The 23,677-nt window shown below is 72.0% G+C and carries 22 protein-coding genes; 11 read left to right on the top strand and 11 right to left on the bottom strand.

Features of this window, described 5'->3' with window-relative positions:
- Positions 1-36 precede the first annotated feature (36 nt).
- Positions 37-219: a hypothetical protein gene (locus tag AB0H75_RS16235; RefSeq protein WP_367796672.1), complete on the bottom strand. Its 183-nt coding sequence runs from the start codon at positions 217-219 to the stop codon at positions 37-39.
- A gap of 175 nt (positions 220-394) precedes the next feature.
- Between AB0H75_RS16235 and kynU the strand changes: the two genes are divergently transcribed.
- Entirely contained in the window at positions 395-1,603 is a 1,209-nt protein-coding gene (gene kynU / locus AB0H75_RS16230; protein WP_367796670.1) for a kynureninase, read from the top strand.
- Positions 1,604-1,618: 15 nt separating this feature from the next.
- Here the strand turns inward: kynU and AB0H75_RS16225 are convergent, their stop codons facing one another.
- The gene (locus AB0H75_RS16225) at positions 1,619-2,689 is read right to left on the bottom strand and encodes a DUF2293 domain-containing protein (protein WP_367796668.1); all 1,071 of its coding nucleotides are present in this window, start codon (positions 2,687-2,689) and stop codon (positions 1,619-1,621) included.
- Between the two features lie 82 nt (positions 2,690-2,771).
- Here AB0H75_RS16225 and AB0H75_RS16220 point away from each other — a divergent pair, with 82 nt between their 5' ends.
- Positions 2,772-3,611, top strand: coding sequence for an FKBP-type peptidyl-prolyl cis-trans isomerase (locus AB0H75_RS16220; protein WP_367796666.1), 840 nt, complete (start codon positions 2,772-2,774; stop codon positions 3,609-3,611).
- 14 nt (positions 3,612-3,625) lie between these two features.
- Here the strand turns inward: AB0H75_RS16220 and AB0H75_RS16215 are convergent, their stop codons facing one another.
- Positions 3,626-4,975, bottom strand: coding sequence for an NERD domain-containing protein (locus tag AB0H75_RS16215; RefSeq protein WP_367796664.1), 1,350 nt, complete (start codon positions 4,973-4,975; stop codon positions 3,626-3,628).
- Positions 4,976-5,035: 60 nt separating this feature from the next.
- On the opposite strand from AB0H75_RS16215, the gene AB0H75_RS16210 reads away from it, so the two are divergent.
- The 3 genes from AB0H75_RS16210 (at position 5,036) to AB0H75_RS16200 (ending at position 7,107) form a co-directional block, all read left to right on the top strand.
- Positions 5,036-5,653, top strand: coding sequence for a DJ-1/PfpI family protein (locus AB0H75_RS16210; RefSeq protein WP_367796662.1), 618 nt, complete (start codon positions 5,036-5,038; stop codon positions 5,651-5,653).
- A complete protein-coding gene (locus AB0H75_RS16205) occupies positions 5,650-6,204 on the top strand; it encodes a MarR family winged helix-turn-helix transcriptional regulator (protein ID WP_367796660.1) in 555 nt (184 codons plus the stop codon). Before AB0H75_RS16210 ends, AB0H75_RS16205 begins: the two co-directional genes overlap by 4 nt.
- Positions 6,205-6,285: 81 nt before the next feature.
- On the top strand, positions 6,286-7,107 hold the full coding sequence (locus AB0H75_RS16200) for an SAM-dependent methyltransferase (RefSeq protein ID WP_367796658.1): 822 nt from the start codon (positions 6,286-6,288) through the stop codon (positions 7,105-7,107).
- Positions 7,108-7,183: 76 nt separating this feature from the next.
- Here the strand turns inward: AB0H75_RS16200 and AB0H75_RS16195 are convergent, their stop codons facing one another.
- On the bottom strand, positions 7,184-8,062 hold the full coding sequence (locus AB0H75_RS16195) for a helix-turn-helix domain-containing protein (protein ID WP_367796656.1): 879 nt from the start codon (positions 8,060-8,062) through the stop codon (positions 7,184-7,186).
- 597 nt (positions 8,063-8,659) lie between these two features.
- Between AB0H75_RS16195 and AB0H75_RS16190 the strand changes: the two genes are divergently transcribed.
- Positions 8,660-8,962, top strand: a complete 303-nt coding sequence (locus AB0H75_RS16190) for a hypothetical protein (protein WP_367796654.1) — start codon at positions 8,660-8,662, stop codon at positions 8,960-8,962.
- Positions 8,963-9,198: 236 nt separating this feature from the next.
- On the opposite strand, the gene AB0H75_RS16185 is transcribed toward AB0H75_RS16190, so the two are convergent.
- Positions 9,199-9,672 (bottom strand): C40 family peptidase, encoded by a 474-nt coding sequence (locus tag AB0H75_RS16185; RefSeq protein ID WP_367796652.1) that lies wholly within the window; start codon positions 9,670-9,672, stop codon positions 9,199-9,201.
- A gap of 431 nt (positions 9,673-10,103) precedes the next feature.
- Here AB0H75_RS16185 and AB0H75_RS16180 point away from each other — a divergent pair, with 431 nt between their 5' ends.
- Positions 10,104-10,448, top strand: a complete 345-nt coding sequence (locus AB0H75_RS16180) for an STAS domain-containing protein (protein ID WP_367796650.1) — start codon at positions 10,104-10,106, stop codon at positions 10,446-10,448.
- Positions 10,449-10,457: 9 nt separating this feature from the next.
- On the opposite strand, the gene AB0H75_RS16175 is transcribed toward AB0H75_RS16180, so the two are convergent.
- Genes AB0H75_RS16175 through AB0H75_RS16155 form a run of 5 tightly spaced genes read right to left on the bottom strand, consistent with a single transcriptional unit; the run spans position 10,458 to position 17,543 of the window.
- Positions 10,458-12,641 carry a germacradienol/geosmin synthase gene (locus tag AB0H75_RS16175; RefSeq protein ID WP_367796648.1) on the bottom strand — a complete coding sequence of 728 codons (2,184 nt, stop codon included), beginning with the start codon at positions 12,639-12,641 and terminating at the stop codon, positions 10,458-10,460.
- 26 nt (positions 12,642-12,667) lie between these two features.
- Complete coding sequence (locus AB0H75_RS16170; RefSeq protein ID WP_367796646.1) at positions 12,668-14,035, bottom strand: family 2B encapsulin nanocompartment shell protein; 1,368 nt, start codon at positions 14,033-14,035, stop codon at positions 12,668-12,670.
- A 46-nt stretch (positions 14,036-14,081) separates the two neighbouring features.
- Entirely contained in the window at positions 14,082-15,509 is a 1,428-nt protein-coding gene (locus tag AB0H75_RS16165) for a family 2B encapsulin nanocompartment shell protein (RefSeq protein ID WP_367796644.1), read from the bottom strand.
- Between the two features lie 27 nt (positions 15,510-15,536).
- Positions 15,537-16,478 (bottom strand): 4-hydroxy-3-methylbut-2-enyl diphosphate reductase, encoded by a 942-nt coding sequence (locus AB0H75_RS16160; protein WP_367796642.1) that lies wholly within the window; start codon positions 16,476-16,478, stop codon positions 15,537-15,539.
- A 15-nt stretch (positions 16,479-16,493) separates the two neighbouring features.
- Entirely contained in the window at positions 16,494-17,543 is a 1,050-nt protein-coding gene (locus AB0H75_RS16155; protein WP_367796640.1) for a polyprenyl synthetase family protein, read from the bottom strand.
- Positions 17,544-17,729: 186 nt separating this feature from the next.
- On the opposite strand from AB0H75_RS16155, the gene AB0H75_RS16150 reads away from it, so the two are divergent.
- The 4 genes from AB0H75_RS16150 to AB0H75_RS16135 all read left to right on the top strand — a co-directional run bounded on the left by AB0H75_RS16150 (position 17,730) and on the right by AB0H75_RS16135 (position 20,909).
- Positions 17,730-18,764 (top strand): NAD-dependent epimerase/dehydratase family protein, encoded by a 1,035-nt coding sequence (locus AB0H75_RS16150; RefSeq protein ID WP_367796638.1) that lies wholly within the window; start codon positions 17,730-17,732, stop codon positions 18,762-18,764.
- Between the two features lie 243 nt (positions 18,765-19,007).
- A complete protein-coding gene (locus tag AB0H75_RS16145) occupies positions 19,008-19,478 on the top strand; it encodes an ATP-binding protein (protein WP_367796636.1) in 471 nt (156 codons plus the stop codon).
- A gap of 77 nt (positions 19,479-19,555) precedes the next feature.
- On the top strand, positions 19,556-20,500 hold the full coding sequence (gene folP, locus AB0H75_RS16140; RefSeq protein ID WP_367796634.1) for a dihydropteroate synthase: 945 nt from the start codon (positions 19,556-19,558) through the stop codon (positions 20,498-20,500).
- A 10-nt stretch (positions 20,501-20,510) separates the two neighbouring features.
- Positions 20,511-20,909 (top strand): DUF1992 domain-containing protein, encoded by a 399-nt coding sequence (locus AB0H75_RS16135; RefSeq protein WP_367796632.1) that lies wholly within the window; start codon positions 20,511-20,513, stop codon positions 20,907-20,909.
- Positions 20,910-21,062: 153 nt separating this feature from the next.
- On the opposite strand, the gene AB0H75_RS16130 is transcribed toward AB0H75_RS16135, so the two are convergent.
- Positions 21,063-23,372 carry a glycoside hydrolase family 6 protein gene (locus AB0H75_RS16130; protein ID WP_367797137.1) on the bottom strand — a complete coding sequence of 770 codons (2,310 nt, stop codon included), beginning with the start codon at positions 23,370-23,372 and terminating at the stop codon, positions 21,063-21,065.
- Positions 23,373-23,677: the final 305 nt, after the last annotated feature.

The following is a 23,677-nucleotide window of genomic DNA, read 5'->3' as shown; positions in this document are numbered from 1 at the left end:
GGGCGGGCCGCGCGGCCCGCCCCGGCCGGACCGGCGTCACAGGGGGCGCTTGGTGCCCGAGTCGCCGTCGGCGAGGATCATGAGCTGCGGCGTGCGGACCACGGTCGCGGCGTTGACGGACCCCCCGTCGCCGGCCAGGGCGGAGGGCGCCGGGACGGAGCCCAGGGCGAGGAGCAGGGCGCAGGCGGCGGCACGGCGGATCCAGGCGCTGGTGGTCATGGAGGTCTCCAACGGGAAGGGGATCAGGGCGTCGCCCTCAGCATCGGCGGGCGTTCCCGGCCTGTCCAGGCGTACAACATCATCATTTGTGACAAAAACGGTGGCGCCCGTCAGCAGCAAAATCGGGTAAACCGTGTGATGACCACCGTTTTGCCTTGACAGGAGTGATCGGGTGATGGACCGGGAACGCTGCCTGGCCCTCGACGCCGCTGACCCGCTGGGCGCGTTCCGCGCCGAGTTCGTGCTGCCGAAAGGCGTCGTCTACCTCGTCGGCAACTCGCTCGGCGCGCTGCCCAGGCGCGCCGCCGAGCGGGTACGCCAGGCCGTCGAGGACGAGTGGGGCGGGCAGCTCGTCGGCGGGTGGAACCACGCCGGCTGGTACGAGCAGCCGCTGGCCCTCGGCGACCGCCTGGCCCCCCTGATCGGCGCGGGCCCCGGCCAGGTCGTCGTGGGCAACACCACCTCGATCGCGATCTACCAGGCGGTGGCCGCCGCGCTGCGGCTGCGCCCCGGCCGCCGGGTGATCGTCTCCGACGTGCGCAACTTCCCCACCGACCACTACGTCGTCCAGGGCCTGGCCCGGCTGCTCGGCGGCGACGGGACCGGTGCCTACGAGATCCGCGACGCCGCCGAGGGCCGCTTCGACGACGCGGCCGTGGTGCTGCTGTCGGAGGTGGACTACCGGACCGGCGCCCGCCACGACGTGCCGGCCGTCACCGCCCGCGCGCACGAGGCCGGCGCGCTCATGGTGTGGGACCTGTGCCACAGCGTGGGAGCCATGCCGGTGGACGTCTCGGCGGCGGACTTCGCGGTCGGCTGCACCTACAAGTACCTCAACGCCGGGCCCGGCGCGCCCGCGTTCCTCTACGTCAACCCGCGCCACCACGCCACCGCCGAGAACGTGTTGCAGGGCTGGCACGGGCACGCCGCGCCGTTCGCCTTCGAGGCGGACTACCGGCCCGCCGAGGGCATCAGGCGCTTCGCGATCAGCACCCCGCACGTGTTGTCGTTCGCGGCCCTGGACGCGGCGCTGGAGATGTGGGAGCGGGTGCCGATGGACCAGGTGCGGGCCAAGAGCATGGCGCTGACCTCGCTCTTCCTGGACCTGGTCGGCGACCTGCTGGAGCCGGCCTCGCCCGCCGACCCCGAGGCGCGCGGCAGCCAGGTGAGCCTGCGCCACCCCGACGGCTACCCGGTGATGCGGGCGCTGATCGACCGGGGCGTGCACGGCGACTTCCGCGCGCCGGACATCCTCAGGTTCGGCTTCGCGCCGCTCTACATCCGCTACGTGGACGTCTGGGACGCCGCCGCCACCCTGCGCGAGGTGCTGGACAAGGAGCTGTGGCGCGACGAGCGCTACACCCGGCGCCTGGCGGTGACCTGAGCGGGCTCCTCGGCCTCAAGCCGGGCTCGCGTCCCGGGCGGGTGCGCGGAACTCCGCGAGCTTGTGCTCGATGCGCTCCTTGATCATCTCGCGGGCGGCCATCCGCGGCACCCCGGACATCAGCAGGCTGTCGTAGTCGGTGTCGAGGTGGCGGATCGAGGCGACCACGGCCAGGGTGATCGCGTTCTCGTCGAGCGCCCTGGCCGCCGCCGTCCGGCCCACGCGGCCGCTGCCGCGCTGCCCGGCGTGCTCGGCGATCTCCCGCGCCCGCTCCGGCGGGCAGCCGGGGAACAGCCGGGCGATCTCGGCCGCCATGCGGGCCTGGAAGTCCACGTCCTGCTCGGCCCGCCGCACCCGGTCACGCTCGCGGCGGCGCTCGCGCGCCTCCTCGTCGGCCAGGCACCGCTCCTCGGCCGCCTCCAGCGCGGCCTGCTCGACCAGCAGGCCGACGCGCTGGTAGACCTTGCGCCGCCGGTTGAAGCGCACCACCACGGCCGCCAGCCGGCTCTCCTGCTTGGCCCGGCGGCTGAGCGCCGCGTTCCCGGACGGCAGGAAGGCCAGGTGGTCGAGGTCCGCGCAGGTCAGGCAGTGCGGCCGGTCATCCTCCATGATCAGGTAGGGGCCGGTGTCACCGCAGTCGGCGCAGGTCCAGGGCTGCAACGGGGCCACCACCGTCAGGTCGGGCGCCTTGCTCTGCCGCTCGGTGAGCCGGCGTACCCGGGCCTCGCTCAGCTCCGGCGAGATCCAGTGGACGCGGAAGGGCTCCTGCGGGTGACGCGCGGTGAAGCGCAGCTCGCGGCGGTCGCGGGTGCCGGCCACGTACGGCGTCTCCACCGGCTTGAGCCCCCTGGCCAGCGCCCAGTCCTTCAGCAGGGCGGCCGTGGTGGCCAGGCGGTCCTCGTCGACCGCCGCCAGCTCGGCCAGCGTGGCCGCCCGGCCCTGCCGCCAGAGGTCCACGTGCCGCGAGTGCAGCCAGCGCAGCCCCGTGACCACGTCGATGAACGTCACGTACTTGCGGGTGGTCAGCGCGATCTGGGCCGCGTCGGCGACCCTGCGCGCGAGGTTGGGCTTGCTCACGGCCTCCATCCTCCCGCGCCTTTGTCGGGTCATGGACAGAGCGCAGGCTTTCCTTTTGCGCGTTGCGGCAAATAACCCCTTCGGATTTCCGGTGTCCTGGAGGAAGACCGTGCGCCTGTTCTGGCCCGCCATCCTGATGCTCGCCACCTCGTGCGGCCCCGCCTCCCCCCGTAACGGCGAGGAGGGCACGCAGCCCGTGGTGAGCGGCACGTTCGGCAGCAAGCCGGTCGTCGCCATCCCCGCGGGCAAGCCCGGCCGCACGCCGCGCATCACCGTGCTGTCCACGGGCAGCGGGCGGCGTACCCTGCCGGGTGACGTCGTGCTCGCCGACGTGGACATCCGCTGCTGGACCGGCAACCGGCCCTACATGAGCACCTTCGACGCCAACCAGCCCACCACCGTCGTCTTCGACGGCCGGCAGGTGTCGGAGACCTGGCGGCGCTCGCTCATCGGCCATCCGGCGGGCAGCCGGGTCATGCTGGTCGGCCCGGCCGCCGACGCGCTGGGCCCCAACCTGCCGCAGGGCGCGGTGCCGCCCGCGGACACGCTCGTCGTCGTCTTCGACATCCTGGGCGGTTACCCGCCCGACGCGCGGCTGGTCGGCCGCACCCTGCCGGTGGTGCCGGGCGACCTGACGCCCGCCGACCCGCCCCGCGTCCTCATCGACGGCTCCGGGCGGGAGGTCGTGGCCGGCGCCAAGGTCATCCTCCAGTACGTGACCGCCTCCTGGCCGTCGCGGGCGGTCGTGGACTCCTCCTACCGGCGGGGCGGGCCGGCCGCGTTCACGCTGCGCCCGGGGACGGTGCCGCCGGCCTGGCTGGACGCGCTGACCGGGCAGCACGTCGGCGTCCGCCTGGCGGTGCCGGCCCCGGGGGAGGAGCCCCGGTTGTACGTCATCGACATCCTGGACACCATCACCCCGCAGCCCTGAGCCCCTCCCGGGCGTCAGGGACGGGACACGATGCGGCGGACCAGGCGGCCCAGCCGCGAGCGCTGGGGCGGCGGCGGGGCGGTGAGCGCCTGGAGCGCCTCGGCCGCCGAGGGCCGCTTGGCGGGGGAGTGGTCGAGCATCCGGCGCACGATCTCGGGCACGTCGGGGCCTTGGGCGTCGGCGCTGGTGGGCAGCTCGCCGGACAGGAGCTGGTAGGCGATCACCCCGGCCGAGTAGACGTCGGAGGCCGTGGTCATCCGGTCGGGCCGCTCCTGGCACTCCGGGGAGACGTAGTGGGCGTCGAGCACGTTGCCCAGCTCGTGGGCCACCGTGTAGTTGCGCGGGCCGGGCTTGGCGTAGTCGAAGCCGGTCAGCACGGCGTGCCCGTCGTCGGTGACCAGCACGCTGGCGGGGGTGAGCGCGCGGTGCACGACGCCGTGGGCGTGGGCGTGCGCGAGGCCGCGCAGCAGGTCCTGGATCACGCCCATGCGCGCGCCCCGGCCGAGCGACAGGTGCAGCGTCTGGCCGTGGACGTCGTCGAGCACCAGCACGAAGCGGCTCTCGTCGTCGATGGCGAAGAAGTCGCGCGAGCGCACCACGCACGGGTGCGGCGGGATGCGGGCCAGCGTCTGGTAGGCGTTGGCGATGCGCTGGCGCTCGGCCGCCCGCGCCTCGGCGTCGGCCAGCGGGTCGGCCTGGTAGACCCGCAGCAGCACGGTCTCGCTGCCCGGCAGCGTGACGTTGAACGCGCGGTATTCGGTGACCTTGGTGTCGCCGCCGAGCTGCTCCTCGACCTCCCAGTTGCCGAAGCGGGGCGGCGCCGTGCTGCGCCGGACGGTCTGGTTGAGGGCGTCGAGCACGGCCGCCATGTAGGGCCGCACGTTGGGGCTGCAACCGCGCCGCACCCGCGAGGCGTCACCCAGCGTGGCCACCAGCCCGGGCAGGGTCGTGACGTTGACCGCGTCGCGCCCGGCCGGATCGACCAGCTCGGCGTCGGGAGAGGTGAGCACGACCAGGCTGTCGACGTAGACCCGTTCGAGCTGGGTGGCCCTGGACACCAGCAGGCCCTTCAGCGCCTTGGCCGTGCCCCGCAGCTTGGCCACCGGCGAGCCGAACGCCTCCTTGCGCGAGGGGAACCAGCGCGTGCCGGACACCTCGATGCGCCCGCGGGTGCCCTTGACGTCGACGACCACGAGCGAGTGGCCGGTCAGCACGAGCAGGTCGACCTCGAAGACGTCGTGGCCGCGCGGGACCTCGATGTTGTGCAGCAGCAGCCAGTCGGCGGGCGCGTGGTCGCGCAGGTATGCGATGACGCGCCGCTCGGCGTCGTTGACCGGACGTCCACCGCCGACGATCTCTGCCATGTGCCTATCCTCGCACGGTATGTGATTGACAATGTGCTGTCGAAATGACAGTATGTTGTCATGAAGGGAATCGTTCACCACGCCGTCTACGACACACTCGCCGACTGGGAGACCGGGCACGCCACCGCCCACCTGCGCAGCGGCGCTCATCAGCGCGAGCCCGGCGGCTACGAGATCGTCACCGTCGGCCTCACCACCGATCCCGTCGTCACCATGGGCGGCACGCGGATCGTCCCCGACCTCGCGCTCGACCGGCTCTCCCCGCGCGACAGCGCGCTGCTGATCCTGCCGGGCGCCGAGCTGTGGGACGCCGGCGACGAGCTGGCGCCGTTCGCCCGCAAGGCCGGGGAGTTCCTGGCGGCCGGCGTGCCGGTGGCCGCCATCTGCGGCGCCACGGCCGGGCTCGCCAGGGAGGGCCTGCTGGACGGGCGCGCCCACACCAGCGCCGCCCGCGAATACCTGGAGGCCCAGCAGGGGTACGCCGGGTCGGAGCGCTACCTCGACCGCGACGCGGTGCTCGACGGCGACCTCGTCACCGCCGGGCCGACCGAGCCGGTGGCCTTCGCCAGGGAGATCTTCCGCCGCCTCGACAGCCACCGGCCCGAGGTCCTGGACGCCTGGTTCCGGCTGTTCGCCCACAGCGACGCCGCGGCGTACGGGGTCCTGATGTCGGCATGAGCGGCGGCTCGCACACGCGCGACCCCGGCGGCGCGGAAGACCCGGGCGGCGCGGGCGACAGCGCGGGCGGCGGCACGTACGGCGGCACGTACGGCGGCGCGGGCGACAGCTCGCGGCTGCTGTCCGGGCTGGCGCTCGGTGCCTTCCGGCTCAACGGGCAGTTCCTGCAGGTCGCGGAGGGGCTGGCGCGGCCGGCGGGCATGACGGCGGCCTGGTGGCAGGTGCTCGGCGCGGTGCTGGGCGAGCCGCTGCCGGTCTCCGGCGTCGCCCGGGTGATGGGGATGACCAGGCAGGGCGTGCAGCGCGTCGCCGACCTGCTGGTGGAGCGGGGGCTGGCCGAATACCGGCCGAACCCGGCGCACCGCAGGGCCAAGCTGCTCCAGCCGACGGCGGCCGGGCGGGAGGCGATCGCGCTGATCAATCCGGGGCACCGGGCCTTCGCCGACCGGCTCGTGGCGGAGCTGGGCCGGGAGGAGGCCGAGCGCTGCCTGGAGGCCGTGCTGCGCCTGTCGGCCGCCCTCGACCGGCTCGGCGGCGACGAAGATCGATAATTCGGCTCCGGAGCCTGGAACCCCGAAAGTCGGAACGCTAGGTTGAATAATCCGCGGATCCGACATCTCAGGAGAAGCCCCATGGCCGGCGAACACTCTCTCCCCGGAGAGGCTCTCTCGCCCCGGATCGACACCAGCGTCCCGCATGCCGCCCGGATGTGGAATTACTGGCTCGGCGGCAAGGACCATTACGACGTGGACCGGGAAGCCGGTGACCAGTTCAGTGCGGCATTTCCCGATATTGTGGAAATTGCGAAGCTGTCCCGGCACCTGCTCGCCCGCATCGTGCGTCACCTGGTCACCGAGGCCGGCGTGCGCCAGTTCCTCGACGTCGGCACCGGCCTGCCGACCGTGGACAACACGCACGAGGTCGCGCAGCGCGCCGACCCGTCCTGCCGGGTGGTGTACGTGGACAACGACCCGCTGGTCCTCGCCCACGCCCGCGCCCTCCTGGTCGGCACCGCCGAGGGCGCGACCGACTACGTGGACGCCGACCTGCGCGAGCCGGAGAAGATCATCGCCGCCGCGGGCCGCACCCTGGACCTCACCCGGCCGGTCGCGCTCATGCTCATGGGCATCACGGGGTACGTGAGCGAGGAGCAGGGCGCGTACACGATCGTGGCGCGGCTGATGGACGCCCTGCCCTCCGGCAGCTACCTCGCCATGTGGGACGGCGTCAACGTCGTCACCGGCGAGGCCCTGGAGCGGGCGCAGGAACAGCACAACGAGGGGCCGGGGGCGCCGTACCACCTGCGCACCCGCGCGGAGTTCGCCCGCTTCTTCGACGGGCTGGAGCTGGTCGAGCCCGGCCTGGTGTCGATCCCGCTGTGGCGGCCCGACCCCGACCCGCTGGCCACGCCGCACGAGGTGGACGCGCTGTGCGGGGTGGCCCGCAAGCCCTGACCTCTCCCCCCCGTCCCCTTGACCGCTCCTCGCCCCGTCCCCTTGAGCGCCCGGCCCCCCGGCCGGTGCCGGCCGCTCAGAGGGCGGCGAGGATCTCCCGCAGGATCGCCGGCGTCTCGGCCGGGGGCGGGGCGTGCACGCCCAGCTCGTTCAGCAGGTGCCGGTAGTGGCGCACCTCGGACTCCTTGGTGAGGTAGTGGGCGCCGGTGAGGTGTTCGAGGTAGACCACGTCGTCCAGCTCCTCCTGGGCGAAGCGCAGCAGGGTGACGGGGCCGATGCCGCCGAGCGCGGCCCCGGACGCGAACGGGAACACCTGCAACGTGACGTGCGGCCGCTCCGCCATGCGCGCCAGGTGCTCGATCTGCGCGCGCATGACCTGCTCGTCGCCGACCCGGCGGCGCAGCGCCCCCTCGTCCAGCACCGCCCAGAGCTTGCGCGGCGCGGGCGGGTCCAGCACGCGCCGCCGGCGCAGCCGCACCGCGACCAGGCGCTCGACGCGCCCGGCGGGCTCGGCCGGGTGGTTGCGGGCGATCAGCTCGCGGGCGTAGTGCTCGGTCTGGAGCAGGGCGGGGACGAACTGCACCCCGTACGTGCGGATGAGCGCGGCGTCCTGCTCCAGGCCCAGGTAGGGCTCGAACCAGTCGGGAAGGACGTCGCGGTAGTCCTGCCACCAGCCGGGCGCGTTGGCCTGCGCGACCAGCGCGAGGAGGCTGTCGCGCTCGGGCTGGTCGCGCACGCCGTACAAGGTGAGCAGGTCGGCCACGTCGCGCGGCTTGAAGCTGGTGCGGCCGGACTCCATCCGGCTGATCTTCGACTGCGACCCGCGGATGGCGTAGGCGGCGGACTCGCGGCTGACGTCGGCGGCCTCGCGGAACCGGCGCAACTGGGCGCCGACGAGGATGCGGAGCGCGGTCGGCCCGGATTGCAGGGAGTCACGATCCGGAATTTCGGTCATGTCACCCATATTGTGAGCACCCCGCATCTATGCTCCTCAAACGGCACTTCGCCGCGCTTTCAGCTCGTAGCCATCCTGCCACGCCTGCCGACCTCTGCGGGGTAATTCGCAGGAGGAGAAGACTGCCGGTTCTTCGGTGATTTACACCGTATTTGACTATTTTCGAGCGGTTGCCGGGATGACGCCTGGGCCGTACCCGGCCGCCGCACCCCGCGGGCTGAGCCCGGCGAGGGCCGGCTCCAGCCCACCTGCACGGGCGGAGCGGGCGGCCGGAGGAGCCGCGTCCGGCGGCCGGACGGAATCTCAAGTTTCGGGCGATCATCCTTAATAGCGAGGTGAATGTCAGCCGCGTCATTCTCGCCGACGGCTAAAACAAATGGTGTTCGGCGGCCCGGAGCCGCGCGGTATATGCCGCACCCGGCCGATGAGCATGAAAACGCAATACCAAGAAATCGAGGTGGCTCCTTGACCTCGATGAGGGCTTTGTGAGTTGCGGATTTCGCTGCCTGCCGCGATTGTTATTTGCGGCACCTCACAGCCCTGCACAAACGACTATGGCGTCGGGAATTCCGCGCCGATCCATGGAGGAAAGCAATCATGATCCGTCGTATCCTGGCCGGTGCAGCGATCGCGGCCGTCGCCCTCGGCTTCTCCGCCTCCGGCGCCTCTGCCGACGTCGGCCCCAACCCGCACAACGGCGGGCAGGCTGTCCTGAGCCAGTGGCAGATCATCGACGACCTGCTGAACGACTGGCTGAACGACTCGCTCGAGAGCATCGACGTCAACATCATCCAGATCGCCGACGAGGTCGAGCTCGACCTGCTGAACAACAACCAGCCCGAGGTCGGCGACCACAACAAGGGCACCGACATCGACAACGCCGGCTCCGACCTCAGCTGAGCACGGCGTAGGCAGGAGGGTTGATCGCGGCTACCGCGCGCCTCGCGCGCGGAGCCGCCTGGCCAGTCGCCTTCCTGGTGCCTAGGTGAGCGACCAGGGCTCGACGTGGGAGCTCGCGAGACCACGAAGAGCCCTTGAGGTCACCGAAACCGTTCGGGTGCTGTGCGGTCCCGGGCCGGTCCTTTCGCGAGGGGCCGGTCAGGGGCCGCATGGCTCATTTTCCTGTTTCTCCCCCTTCATCCTCGCCCTTCCGCTGCGCGGCCGACTCCCGGCCGTACGACTCCCAGGAGGTCGGCCCGGCCGAGCCGGTCCAGTCGTACGAACGCGCCCGTGTACGGCGCGTTCACCATCGTCTCCGCGTCGACCGCGATCCCGACGTGCTCCGGCCCGGGACTGCTGCGGTCGTTGTCGTAGAAGACCAGGTCGCCCGGCTCGACGAGCTCCTTCGGCAGCCGGATCCCGGAGCGCCACTGCTCCTGCGTCGTGGTCCCGATGTACGCCCCCGCCCGCGCGTAGGCGTACTCGGTGAGCCCCGAGCAGTCGAAGCCCCTCGTCCCGGCGCCTTTCCCGATGCCGTAACCGGGCCCGCCGATCCCGCCGCCGCCCCACGAGTACGGCATGCCGACCATTTCCAGCGCCGCGCGCAGCGCGATGACGCCGGTGGCCGACCGGGCCCTGTACGCGGCCAGCGCGGGCGCCGTCGGGAACACCGCTGTGATGGCATACGTGAGACCGCATGCCGCCGCCGCGAGTGCTCGTGCGCTTCTCCCGTTCATGCGTGTTCACCACCCCGGAGTGGGTTGATTGCGAGCGTTGTCTGCTGTGCGGCATTTCTACCTACGAATGGCGCGGCAAGTCTTCCGGCATAAGCAGACGAGTCGTGATATTTCCGGGCTGGGAAGATCCACGGCAAAACGGACAGAATGGGCGGCCAACCCCGCCCCGCACGAGCGACCGGAACCGCCGGATCATGAACAGAAGGGTCGCCACGGACGACCCTTCAAATTTTCCACTAATTCGGTCATTTTCCAGCGAAAATTACATAGTGAAACATACTTCGTGTAACCTTGGTTCTGGCCAGCGGCGATCCGGCTCGCGGCCACAACCCCCGGGGGACCTGTGTGTAGGGGGTGCGAAGAGCGTGAACCGTCTCGAAGAGCGGCTGCTCTACCAGGACGAGCAACTCAAGGTCACGGTGCGCGCGGCGGTCGACGCGCCCGCCGTCACGCTGATCGGCCAGGTCGACGCCTGCAACAGCCACGCCCTGGCGATCGCCCTGGCGGCGGCCCGCCAGGGCGCGTACATCGTCGTCGACACCGGCGGGCTGACCTTCGTCGACGTCTCGGGGCTGCGCGTGCTGGCGCTGCCCGCGCTGCCTCCCGCGCAGCGCTGGATCAGGCTGCACAACCTCACGGCGTACCAGCGCCGGCTGCTGCGGCTGGTGGGCTGGTACCACGAGCCCCGCGTCCATGAGCTGCCCATCTGAGGCGCGCTCTCACCTGCCCGGCGACGTGATGAAGGCGGTCGCGGCCGAGGTGCCGAGCCCGGTCGGGCCGCCGAGCCTGAGGCGCGGCGGCCGGTGGTGGCGGCGCAGGCTCTCCTCGTCGTAGCGGGAGCAGTGGCGGTGCCAGTTGAGCACGCCCGCCAGCCAGTCGCGCAGCCCGGTCACGAAGCCGTCGAGGCTCGCGCGGGCCTCGCCGTCCAGGCCGAAGTCCGCGCAGACGATCGGCAGCTCGTTGTCCACGATGTGCTCGAACTGCCTGACCCGCGAGGCCATCAGGTCGCTGACGATGCCGAGCGCGGCCGGGTAGTCGCAGCCGAAGAAGTTCTGGACGACCAGGATGCCGTTGTGCCGCTCGCCCTCGAACTCGATCTCCTTCTGGTAGGAGAAGATGTCGTTGACCAGGCAGCCCGCGTCCATCGTGGCGTTCTGCAGCGCCTGCATCGGGCCGCTGGCGTACACCTCGTCCGGGACGCCCTTCTCCTGCCGCAGCCGCGACAGGTTCATCGTCAGCTCCGAGCCGAAGGTCAGCCGGCGCATCTCCAGGTAGTCCACGGGGTCGGGGATGTGGCCGGCCATCTCGCCGGCCAGCTCCCACAGCCACCCCTCGCACATCTTCTCGACCGCCCCGCGCAGCTCGCGCCGCTGCCTGAGGGACATGGGCCCCGCCGTACGGACCCAGACGTCGGCCAGCCCGCGCTCCAGCGAGCTGACGGGCGGCGGCGGGGGCGTGCCGTCGAGCGGCATGAACGCCGAGAAGCGGGCCACGGCGATCCTGGCGGCGGCCAGGTTCGAGGTGCGGCGGAAGACGACGGGGAAGTAGTCGTCGCCGTAGGTGCCCCAGGCCAGCCAGAACGAGGCCAGGTCCAGCTCCTCCGGGGTGGCGTCGGGATGCAGCCCGGCCGCGCACAGCGGCAGGTCGATGTCGATCAGCTTGCCCTCGTCCCACACCGCCGACCCCGCCACCCCCGGCTGGGCCTCCAGCATGCCCATCTCCCGGCACCACTCCACCAGGCGGCGGCGGGCCTCGTCGAGGTGCGGCGAGAGCCGCAGCGGGAAGGGCATGTACAGGTCGGGGATCCGGGACGGGCCGACCCGCTGGTACGGCACGTGCGCGAAGCTCCTGATCCGCTTGGCGCCCAGCAGGTTGACCAGGGACGACATGCCGAGCGGCCGGCTCTCCCCGGCCCGCTGGTTCATGTACCGGCTGGAGCGCAGGTGCCACTCGTGCCCGCCCGACTGCCAGTCCTGCAACCCCTTGACGTAGGCCAGCACCCCGGCCGCCGACACCGGGTCGGTGCCGTGCTCGGCGAACAGCGGCCCCAGCTCGAAGACCGCCGTGTGCTCGAACTGCTGCAACCGCGAGGTCAGCAGGTCGTTGACCGCGTCCGCGGCCTCCTGCGTGGTGCAGCCGAGGAACGTCTCCAGCACCAGCACCCCGTTGCTCAGCTCGCCCTCGTCGCCGAACTCCCGCTGGTAGGAGAACAGGTCGTTACGCAGGTGGACGGCGTCGGAGAAGGTGTCCTTTAGCACCCGCATCGGCCGGGTCGGGGCCAGCGCGGCCGGCACCTCGGCCCCTACGGCGTGCTCCACCAGCCCCGCCGACCAGGGCGCGCCGCCGACCTTGCGGCGCATCTCGATGTACTCGACCGGGTTGGCGATCCGGCCGGTGTTCATGTTGGCCAGCTCCCACAGCGACTCGTTGAGCAGGTTGCGGGTGCTCTCGGCGAACCGCTCGCGCCAGCTCGCCGACATGCCCGGCACCGTACGCGCCCACAGGTCGGCCAGGCCCGCCTCCACCGGGTTCGCCGGCTCCGGCATCGACAGGTCGGCGCCCATCGGCATGAAGGCGGGCAGCCGGGCGAGGTAGCCCCGGCTGCCTTCCAGGTCGCGGGGGCGCTTGTAGACCTCCAGGAAGTGGTCGTCGAAGAAGAAGACCCACACGTACCAGTCGGTGATCAGGCACAGCTCGTCGGCGTCGCAGTCGGGATGGGTGTAGGCGCACATCAGCGAGTAGTCGTGGGCGTCGAGGTCGGCCTCCCCCCAGACGCCCGAGCCCTCCAGCATGCCCATGTCGCGCGCCCACTGCTTGGAGTGCGTGCGCGCCACTTCCAGGTGCGGGTTGAGCCGGGCCGGATACGGCACGTAGAAGTCCGGCAGCTCGAACGGCTGGCTCATCGAGGCTCCTTCGGGAGGGAGGACGTTCAGCGGGCCACCTCGGCGTGCTCCAGCGCGCCGAGCGCGTCGGGCACCAGGACCGCGCACGAGTAGTAGGCGCTGACCAGGTAGGAGGCGATGCCGTGCGGGTCGATGCCGGTGAAGCGCACGCTCAGCCCCGGCTCGCGCTCGTCCGGCACGGTGGCCGGGCGCAGCCCGACCACGCCCTGGTCGTCCTCGCCGGTGCGCAGGACGAGGATCGTGCTGGTGCCCTGCCGGGTGACCGGGATCTTGTCGCAGGGCAGGATGGGCACGCCCCGCCAGGCGGTCAGCCGCGAGCCGTGCAGCTCGACGCTGTCGGGGCAGACGCCGCGGGCGCTGCACTGCCGGTGGAAGGCGGCGACAGCCCGCGGATGCGCCAGGAAGAAGCGGGACTTCTTCCTGCGGCACAGCAGCTCGTCGAGGTCGTCGGGGCCGGGCGGGCCGGTGCGGGGGTGGACGCGCTGCCGGGGATCGACGTTGTGCAGCAGGCCGAAGCCGCGGTCGTTGAGCAGCGCGTGCTCCTGCGCCTCGCGCAGCGCCTCGACCGTCAGCCTGAGCTGCTCCGCGGTCTGGTCCATTGGCTGGTTGTAGAGGTCGGCGACCCGGGTGTGGACGCGCAGCACGGTCTGCGACAGGCTCATCGGGTACTCGCGCGGCCCCGGGTCGTAGTCGGCGAACGTGCCGGGCAGCGTGGGCTCGCCCCGGTGCCCGGCGGCCGTGACGATCGCCGCCTCGCCGTGTCTGTTCTGGGGCCGGGCCAGCCGGGCGCGGTGGCGCTCGATCTGGGCGCGCAGCTCCGGCCGGCGCGCGGCCAGGGCGTGCAGGTCCTCCCACGGCAGGGCCAGCACCGTGCAGGCGGTGCCGGTCTCCAGGGTGAACTCCCAGGCCGCGCCCGGCAGGCCGGCCCCGGCGTGGTCGCCGTCGGCGAGCGTGCCGCGCTCCAGGCGGGCGCCGTACGCGCCGGGCTGGAACCGGTTGACCTTGCCACGCGCGATCAGCAGGATCTCGTCCGCCGGGCGGCCGGCCCGCGCGAGCGTGTCGCCGGGGCCGTACTCCCGCTGCCGGAACGACCGCGCGAGGCTCTCCAGCGCCTCGCCGCCGGCCATCCCGTGCAGCAGGGGCAGCTCCGTCAGGGACGGCGGGATCACCCCGAGCCGGGCCCCGGTGTGGAAGAAGCTCACCCGGCCGCCCCCGACCGGGTAGGTGAGCCGCCGGTTCACCCGGAACGTGCCGGCCGCCACGTCGGTCCACGGCAACATCCGCAACAGCCAGCGCGGGGTGATCTCCCGCGCCTGCGGAGGCGTCTTGGTCGTCGTGGCGAGCCCGCGCGCCGCCTGGGTGTCGAGGCTGAGCCTCTGGTCCGACCCCGTCACTTTCGCAAACACCACCATTTCCCCCGACGGACGAGACAGTTCAGCGCTAGTCGTTCCTGCCGAGCTCCACGTCCTCCAGCACGCCGAGCGCGTCGGGCACCAGGACCGCGGCCGAGTAGTAGGCGCTGACCAGGTAGGACACGACGGCCTTCTCGTTGATGTTCATGAAGCGCACCGACAGGCTGGGCTGGTACTCGTCAGGGATGCCGGTCTGGTGCAGGCCCACCACGCCCTGGTTCTCCTGGCCGGTCCGCATGAGCAGGAAGGACGTCGTGCGGGTGCCCGAGACCGGGATCTTGTTGCAGGGGAAGATCGGCACTCCTCGCCAGGACGGCACCCGGTGCCCGCCGACGTCACCGGCCTGCGGGTAGACGCCACGCTTGCTGCACTCCCTGCCGAAGGCGGCGATGGCCTGCGGGTGGGCCAGGAAGAACGTCGGCTCCTTCCACACGACGGCCAGCAGGTCGTCGAGGTCGTCGGGGGTGGGCGGGCCGGAACGGGTGCGGATGCGCTGGCTGAAGTCGGCGTTGTGCAGCAGGCCGAACTCCTTGTTGTTGACCAGCTCGTGCTCCTGGCGCTCGCGCAGAGCCTCGATCGTGAGGCGGAGCTGCTGTTCGAGCTGGCTCATCGGCTGGTTGTAGAGGTCGGAGACCCGGCTGTGGACGCGCAGGATGGTCTGGGCGACGCTCAGCTCGTACTCGCGCGGGCTCACCTCGTAGTCGACGAACGTGCCGGGCAGCGTGGGCTCGCCGGTGTGGCCGGAGGCCATCTCGATGGCGGCCTCGCCGTGGTCGTTCTGGGCCCGCCCGCCGCTGCTGATGCGGCTGTCCAGGTGCTCGCGCAACGCGGGCGACTGCTCGACGATGTCCTGGAAGTCCTGCCGGGACAGCGTCAGCAGGGTGGTGACCGTCTTGGCGCGGGCGCTGAAGGCGAACGTGGCGCCGTCGATGAGCGCCTGCTCGCCGAGGTGGTCGCCGTCGGCCAGCACGCCGAGGTCCTGCTCGTCGCCGTACGCGCCCTGGCTCACCTTGGCCACGCGGCCGTGCGCGATGAGGACGAGCCGGTCGCCCTGGTCGCCCTCGCGGACGATCTCCTCGCCGGCCGCCACCTCCCGCTGGGTGAAGCGGCCGGCCAGCGCCTCCAGCACCTCCATGTCGTCGAAGCCGCGCAGCACCGGCAGCTCGGTCAGCTCGGCCGGGATGACGCGTACCTCCGAGCCGGTGGTGCTGAAGGTGATGCGGCCGTCGCCGAGGGTGTAGGTGAGCCGCCGGTTCACCCGGAACACGCCGCCCGAGCACTGCACCCACGGCAGCAGCTTCAGCAGCCACCGCGAGGTGATCTCCTGCATCTGCGGCGGCGTCTTGGTGGTGGTCGAGAGCTGCTTGGCGGCTTCGGTGCTGAGGCTGAGCTGCCCGTGGCCGTTGCCGATGCCGTTGCCGTTTTCGTCGGTGGTGCCGTGGGTGGTCTCTGTCATCGTGTACCTGCCTGTTCCGTGCTGGGCCTAGCCGGGATTGCGGGACGGTCGTAGTTCGGGGGGAAGGGAGAAGGTCAGGGTCTCCTCGGTGAGGGTCACCGGCTCGACGTCGGGACAGCCGCGGGCGGCCAGCCAGTCCAGCAGGTCGCGGACCAGCCGCTCCGGCGCGGAGGCGCCGGAGGTGACGCCGACGGTCTCCACGCCGCGCAGCCACTCCTCGTCGGCGTCGGCGGCCCGGTCGATCAGGTAGGCGGCCCGCGCCCCCGCCTCCAGCGCCACCTCCACCAGCCGCTGGGAGTTGGAGGAGTTGGCCGAGCCGACGACGAGGACCAGCTCGCACTCCGGCGCGATCCTGGCGACCGCCTCCTGGCGGTTCTGGCTGGCGTAGCAGATGTCGTCGCTCGGCGGATCGGCCAGGTGCGGGAAGCGCTCGCGCAGCTCGGCGACCGCGCGCATGGTCTCGTCCACCGACAGCGTGGTCTGCGACAGCCAGCTCATCCGGCCGGTGCCGGTCGCGGTCACCTCCTCGGGCCGGGCCGGGTCCACGACGTGGATGTGGCCGGGCGCCTCGCCGACGGTGCCCTCGACCTCCTCGTGCTCGGCGTGGCCGATGAGCACGATCTCGTGGCCGTCGGCCGCCAGCCGGACGGCCTCCCTGTGGACCTTGGTGACCAGCGGGCAGGTCGCGTCGATGGTCCGCAGCCCGCGCCGCGCCGCCTCCGCCCTGACCGCCGGCGCCACCCCGTGCGCGCTGAAGATCACCAGCGCGCCGTCGGGCACCTCGTCGAGCTCCTCGACGAAGACCGCGCCGCGCCGGCTCAGCTCGCCGACCACGGACGTGTTGTGGACGATCTGCTTGCGTACGTAGACCGGCGGGCCGAAGCGCTCCAGCGCCTGCTCCACCGTGATGATCGCGCGATCGACGCCCGCGCAGTAGCCGCGCGGCGCCGCGAGAAGTACCCGTGCCATCGGGAAGAAGCCCCCCTACCTGGTGCGGTGCGCGAGCCGGTCGGCGAGCAGGGCCAGCGCGCCCGCCGCCTCGGGCCTGATGCGGGCCTCGGCCAGCGCCGTGACGGCCTCGCGCACCCGGTGTTCGATCATTTCCTCGACCTCGGCGACCGCCCCGGTGTCGAGCAGGATCTGCCGCAGCTCGGCGGCGCGCTCCTCGCTCAGCTCCGGATCGCCGTGCCAGCGCCGCAGGTGCTCAAGCTGCGCGGGCGAGGCCCGGCGCAGGGCGTGCGCGAACAGCACGGTGTGCTTGCCCTCGCGCAGGTCGTCGAGTGCCGACTTGCCGGTCTCCGCGACGGTGCCGAACGTGCCCAGCACGTCGTCGCGGAGCTGGAACGCCTCGCCCAGCGGCACGCCGAACCGCGAGTAGGACTCCAGCAGGCCGGGACCGCCCCCCGCCAGCGCGCCGCCGATCTGCAACGGCCGCTCCACGGTGTACTTGGCGGTCTTGTAGCGGATGACCGTCAGCGCCTCGTCCACGCTCGCGCCGGCACGCAGCTGGGCGAGCATGTCGAGGTACTGGCCGCTGATCACCTCGGTGCGCATGGCGTCGAAGACGTGGTGGGCGGCCCGCAGCCGCGGCGGGTCCACTCCGCACGACGACAACATGGCGTCGGACCAGGCCAGGCACAGCGTGCCCAGCAGGATGCCGCCGGCCTGGCCGAAGACCTGCGAGCCGGGCCCCCCGTACAGCCGCTCCAGGCTCTTGTGCACGGTGGACCGGCCGCGGCGCAGCTCGCTGCCGTCCATGATGTCGTCGTGGATGAGCAGGCCCGCGTGGCACAGCTCCAGCGCCGCCGCGGCCTTGATGATCTCCTCGCAGTCGTCGCCGCCCGCACCGCGCCAGCCCCAGTAGCACAGCTGGGGCCTGATGCGCTTGCCGCCGCCGAGGACGAACTCGTTGAGCACCTTGTAGGCGGCCTCGACGTCGGGGTCGGACACGGGGGCCCGCCAGGTGTCGAGGAACCCGCTCAGGTGCTGGTCGATGCGTGAACCCAGGGAGTGCTGAGTGAAGCCCATCGGCATGCGCGCGACTCCTTAGGTCAACTGGACATCACCAATAGTTACTCATTGAACACTCCCCGTGTAAAGTGTCTTCCACGGCTGGTGACCCGTTCGTCACACCGGCCCCACCGCCCGGTGCTCCACGCTCCCGGCGGGCGTTTCGCCGCCCGGGCAACGGGCAGCGGTCGCTCCATGAGAGTCGTCGTCGTGGGAGCCACCGGTAACGTCGGCACCAGCGTGGTACGCGCGCTGAGCGCGGACGAGAGCATCACCTCGATCGTCGGGGTCGCGCGCCGCCTGCCCGGCTGGCGTGCCGAGCGCACCGAGTGGCGCCAGGCCGACGTGGCCGCCGCGGACCTCGCGCCGATCTTCGACGGCGCGGACGCCGTCGTGCACCTGGCCTGGCTGTTCCAGCCGACCAGGGACCCGGCGACGACCTGGCGGGCCAACGTGCTCGGCAGCATGCGGGTCTTCCGCGCCGCGGCCGAGGCGGGGGTGGAGGCGCTGGTGCACGCCTCGTCCGTGGGCGCGTACTCGCCGGGGCCGAAGGACCGGCCGGTGGACGAGAGCTGGCCCACGCACGGCTGGCCGGGCGCCGCCTACGGGCGGGAGAAGGCCTACGTCGAGCGCGTGCTCGACGTGTTCGAGCACGACCACCCCGGCATCCGGGTGGTGCGGATGCGGCCGGGCTTCATCTTCCAGCGGGTGGCGGCGAGCGAGCAGCGCAGGCTGTTCGGCGGGCCGCTGGTGCCGCGGCGGCTGATCCGCCCGGGGGGGATCCCGTTCGTGCCGGACATCCCCGGGCTGCGCCTTCAGGCGCTGCACGCCGAGGACGCGGGCGAGGCCTACCGCCTGGCCGTCGTGCGCGAGGTCAGCGGCGCGTTCAACGTCGCCGCCGAGCCGGTGGTCGATCCGCGCGACCTCGCCGGGCTGCTGCGCACCCGGACCGTGCCGGTGCCGCGGGGCCTGGCGAAGGCGGCCGTGGCGGCGGCCTGGGGCCTCAGGCTGGTGCCCGCCTCGCCCGGGCTGCTCGAACTGGCCCTGCGCCTGCCGATGATGCGGACCGACCGGGCCAGGGAGGTGCTGGGCTGGCAGCCGCGGCACTCGTCCCTGGACGCCCTGCGCGAGCTGTTCGAGGGGCTGCACGACGGCGCGGGCATGGACACCGCGCCGCTCGCCCCCGACGGCGGCCTCGCCGGCCGCGTGAAGGAGTTCGCCTCCGGCGTAGGCGGGAAACCGTAACCCGAACCGAAAAGAACGCGGAGTGTAATTCCTCCTCATACGGGAAAGGGTGGGAAGTACGCGAGGTCCTGAGGCGTGGCCCGGGTGTCGATCCGGCACGGAGGAAACGCAATGGATCACTCTCCCCGCACCGCTTTCCTGCAGGTCATCCACATCGATCGCACCTTCCCCGGCGACGGCTTCACACCCGGGCCGGATCCCGCTGCGCGTCAACGAGTCCAGGCCGGGTTGGAGGAGCCTGCCATGCGGACCCTGATGGCCCAGCCCTTCACGCTCCACGACCTCACGAAGCTGCGGCGTACGGTGGCCGAGCAGGCCGAGCGGTGCGGGCTGCGCGGCCCGCGCCTGGACGACTTCGTCCTGGCCGTGCACGAGAGCGTGGTCAACGCCGTGGAGCACGCGGGAGGGCACGGGCACCTGAGGCTGTGGACGGTGGACGGCGTCATCCGTTCCGAGACCACCGACCGGGGCACCGGCATCCCCGACGGGTACGTGGACGGCGAGCACCGGCCCTCCGACCAGAGCTACACCGGCCGCGGGATCTACCTCATCCGCCGCCTGTGCGACAGGGTCGACTTCCGCACCGGGCCGCTCGGCACCTCGGTCCGCATCACCATGCGCCTGCCGCGCGGCACCGGGCCCGCCACGCGGGGGCACATGCGGCGCATCCGGGTCGCGGCCGACGGCCACCCGCCGGGCCACTTCAACGCCTGAGCCCGTCCGGGCCGATGGGCCTGAGCCCGCCCCGGGCCGATGGGGGGCTCGGCGGGCGGCCGGGTAGGCTCGCACGTGTGAGCCGCGAGCAGCCTGCCCCCGCGACCGTCGCCCCGGTAACCATCGCCTCGGTAACCATCGCCCCGGTGACCATCGCCCCGGTGCGGCGCATCGGGCGGCGCACCTTCGACTTCGCGCGCCAGGTCGCCGTCATGGCCATCGTCAACCGCACGCCCAACTCCTTCCACGACCAGGGCCGCACGTTCGCGCTGGACAGCGCGGTCGCGGCGGCGAAGCGGGCCGTGGACGACGGGGCCGACTGGGTGGACGTCGGCGGGTTCGCCTTCAGCGCCGCGCAGGCCGGCATCGGGACGGCGGAGGAGATCGACCGGGTCGTGCCGGTCATCGCCGAGGTCCGGGCCGTCACCGACGCGGTGATCTCGGTGGACACCCACCGCCCCGAGGTCGCGCGGGCGGCCGTCGAGGCGGGCGCCGACGTCATCAACGACACCAACGGGCTGCGCGAGCCGGGCCTGGCCGAGGTCGCCGTCGCGACCGGGGCGAGCGTGGTGGTCACCCACAGCCTGGGCGGGCCGGGCCGGCGCGTCTTCCGGCCCAGCTACGCCGACGTCGTGGCGGAGGTCGCGGGCTTCCTGCGCGAGCGGGTGGCGTTCGCGCTGGAGGCGGGCATCGCCCCCGACAAGATCATCATCGACCCCGGGCACGACCTCAACAAGAACACCTTCCACTCGCTGGAGCTGACGCGCCGCCTGGAGGAGATCACCGCGATCGGCTACCCGACGCTGGTGGCGCTGTCCAACAAGGACTTCATCGGCGAGACGCTCGACCGCCCGCAGGGGGAGCGGACGGAGGGCACGATCGCCGCCAACGTCGTCTCCATCCTCAAGGGGGCCAGGATCCTGCGGGTGCACGACGTGCCCGCCACCGTCGCCTCCGTCCGCATGACCGAAGCCGTGCTGGGCTGGCGGCCCCCTCTCGCGCCCAGCCACAACCTGGCCTGAAGGAGGGCGCGTGACCGACCGCAAGCCGATCGGGATGCCGTTCGAGAGCTGGATCGACCGCCAGATCCGCGAGGCGGAGGAGCGGGGGGAGTTCGACGGCCTGCCGGGCGCGGGCAAGCCGCTGCCGGGGCTGGACCAACCGTACGACGAGATGTGGTGGATCAAGCAGAAGGTGGAGAGCGAGGGGCTGTCCATGCCGCTGCCGCCCACCCTGGCGCTGCGCAAGGACGCGGAGGAGGCGCTGCGCGAGGCGCGCGGGGCGCGCACCGAGGCCGAGGTGCGGCGCGTCCTGGAGGAGATCAACCAGCGCATCCGGGAGGCGATCAGGACGGGGCTGCCGGGGCCGCCGCTCAACCTGATGCCGTTCGACATCGACCGGGTCGTGTCGGAGTGGCGCCGGGACCGCTGACGCGAAGGGGCCCGCACGCCGGGCGTGCGGGCCCCTCCGAAGCCGAGGGGCCCGGGTCAGGCGGGCCCCTCCGGCCGGTGCGGGACGCGGGTCAGGCGCGGCCCGCACCGGCCCGGGCCGCAGCGGGGGTGCCGCTCCGGCCCAAGCCGCGGGTCAGCTGACGGGCGGGTAGGCGTTGGCCAGGAGCTGACGGAACTGCGCGGAGAACCACTGGCCGGACAGCGGCGCACCGGCCAGCGCGCCCGACATGTTGTGCTTGTTGAGGTCGTTGCCCTCGTAGGTCGGGTCGCACATCCGGTCGAACTTCTTGCCCTCGTCGTTCGGGATGTCGGTGCTGGCGCCGTCGGACTCGCCCGGCGGCTTGATCCACACGTAGGCGTCGAGGCCGGTGGCCGGGTTGGCGGTCGGCCGCGCGCCGAGGCCCGCGCCGCTCTGGTTGCACCAGTTGCCGGCGTGGATGCGGCGGTCGACGCGCGAGCCGTTCACGAACTGGTTGACGTCGTTCGAGGTGCTCGGCCCGCTCGGCCGGGCGCTGCCGCCCCAGCCGTTGCGCGAGGTGTCGATGAGCATGCCGAGCCCGTCCTTGAAGCCCTTGCTGATCAGCGCGCTGCGCAGGGCCTGGGCGAAGGTCAGCTCGTCCACGTAGTAGTTCCAGTCCACCCAGTTGGACTGGCGGACCGTGGTGCCGTTCACCGTGGTGTTGATGGTGAAGTACGGCTCGGTGGTGGCGGAGTAGTTGGCGGTGTTGACGATGAAGCCGTCCACGCTGTCCACCCCGGCCGTGGTGCCGGCGACGGTGTTGTAGAAGACGTTGACCGACGGGCCGAAGTTCGAGTCCCAGCCGAGCCAGGCGTGGTGGGCGGCGTCCACGTAGGTGTAGACGTTGGGGATGGCGTGCAGCTTGTTCAGCGCGTACTGGACGCCCTGCACGTAGGCGCCGGTGGAGTTGGCCTCGGCGCACTTGGCGAAGCTGAGGTTGGTGACCAGGTTCGGCAGCGAGTCGGGCTCGATGATCGTGACGATGCGCAGGTTGGCGTACTTGCTGTTGCTCATGATCGACGCGATCGGGTCGATGTACTCGGTCTTGTAGCGGTTGAGGCCGTTCTCGGCGATGAGCAGCTCGCCGTTGGAGGCCAGGGCCGAGCAGTCCCGGTTGGGCAGGTCGTAGATGACGAACTGGACGGTCAGCGGCGCGGAGCCGTTGGCGGCGTCCTGCCGGACGGCCTCGTCCAGGTGCGCCTCCAGGCCCATCGAGGAGCTGGAGCCGGCGATGGCGGCGATGCGGTCCAGCCACACGGCGGTGGAGGTGTTGGCCACGGCGGAGCCGCCCGGCTCGGCGGCGGCCTTGGCCGACCAGTTCGGGTTCACGTAGCCGGTGGCGCCCGCGTACGGGTTGGCGACGTGGCCGGGCGTGGGCCCGCCGTCGTCGTCGGCCTCGGTGGCGGTGACCGTCCTGGAGGTCAGGCCGGTGGAGGCGACCGTGATGGTCCGGCTGCCGGCGGTGGTGTCGCTGTCCTGGGCGGCGGCCAGGGTGACGGTCTGCGCGGTGTTCCAGTTGGCGGAGGTGAAGGTCAGGCTCCCGCCGGACTGGACGGTGATGTCGCTGTCGCCGCTGCCGGCCGTCGAGGTGACGCTCACGTTGCCGGACGGCTGGGTGGCCAGGCGCACGGTGTAGGCGGCGGTGGAGCCCTCGGGCACCGTCACCGCGGTCGGCGTGACGATGATCGACTGGCTCGTCGTGGCGTCGTCGTCCACCTCGGTGGCCGTCACGGTGGCGCCGGTGACGCCGTTGCCGCCGACGCTGAAGGAGGCCGTGCCCGCGGTGGTGTCACTGTCCTGGGCGGCGGCCAGGGTGACGGTCTGCGCGGTGTTCCAGTTGGACGGCGTGAAGGTCAGCGAGGCGCCGGAGCTGACGGTCAGGTCGGTGTCGCCGCTGGTGCGGGCGGTGGTGACGGTGACGTTCGAGCTGGGCGCGGACGACAGCCGGGCGGTGAACGTGGCGGTCGAGCCCTCGTTCACGGCGACCGAGCTGGCCGACAGCACCACGGACGGCGTGGTCGGGCCGGTATCGCCGCAGGTGGTGCCGTTGACGCTGAACGAGGCCGGGTTCGCGTTGGTGCCCGACCAGGTGCCGTTGAAGCCGATGCTGGTGGAGGCGCCGGTGGCCAGGCTGCCGTTGTAGGGCATGTTGGTGGCGGTCACCCGGGTGCCGCTCTGGCTCCAGTTCGCGCCCCAGCCGCTCGGGGTGTACTTCTGGCCGGTGGACGGGAAGTCGAAGGCCAGCGACCAGGAGGAGATCGGGTCACCGGTGTTCTTCAGCGTGATGTTCGCGGTGAAACCGCCCTGACCAGGGCTGCTCGTCCACGAGTTGGCAGAGTAGGTCACGTCGCAGGCGACCGCGGCGTTCGCGGCCGTTCCCTGGCCCACGACGAGCCCCAAGGCCGCGACACTCGCGGCGGTCATGGTCACGGCCCATTTGCGGAGGCCGCGTTGGAGTCTCACGAGCGATCATCTCCAGTACTGCTAGGTGGCTGGGAGCGCTCCCATCGTGAGCCGCCACCGATGCGGTGTACAGAGGGCCGATCGTCCGCCGCCGCTCACCGCCCCGCATGCTCGCCGAATGCCCTTCAACGTTGATGAAACTTTCATCTAGGGCAGCCAGGTGAGAGGAAACAGAGGGGTTACCGGAGCGCCATTTCGTTGACATACGCCGGAGCACACCCACAATCCCGATTGGGAGCGCTCCCACTTTCCTACTCCCTGGAGAT

It is taken from the genome of Nonomuraea sp. NPDC050783 (assembly GCF_040802095.1).
Lineage (GTDB): Bacteria > Actinomycetota > Actinomycetes > Streptosporangiales > Streptosporangiaceae > Nonomuraea.
Note: the sequence above shows the minus strand (reverse complement) of the source record. Positions and strands in the feature narration are given on the sequence as shown.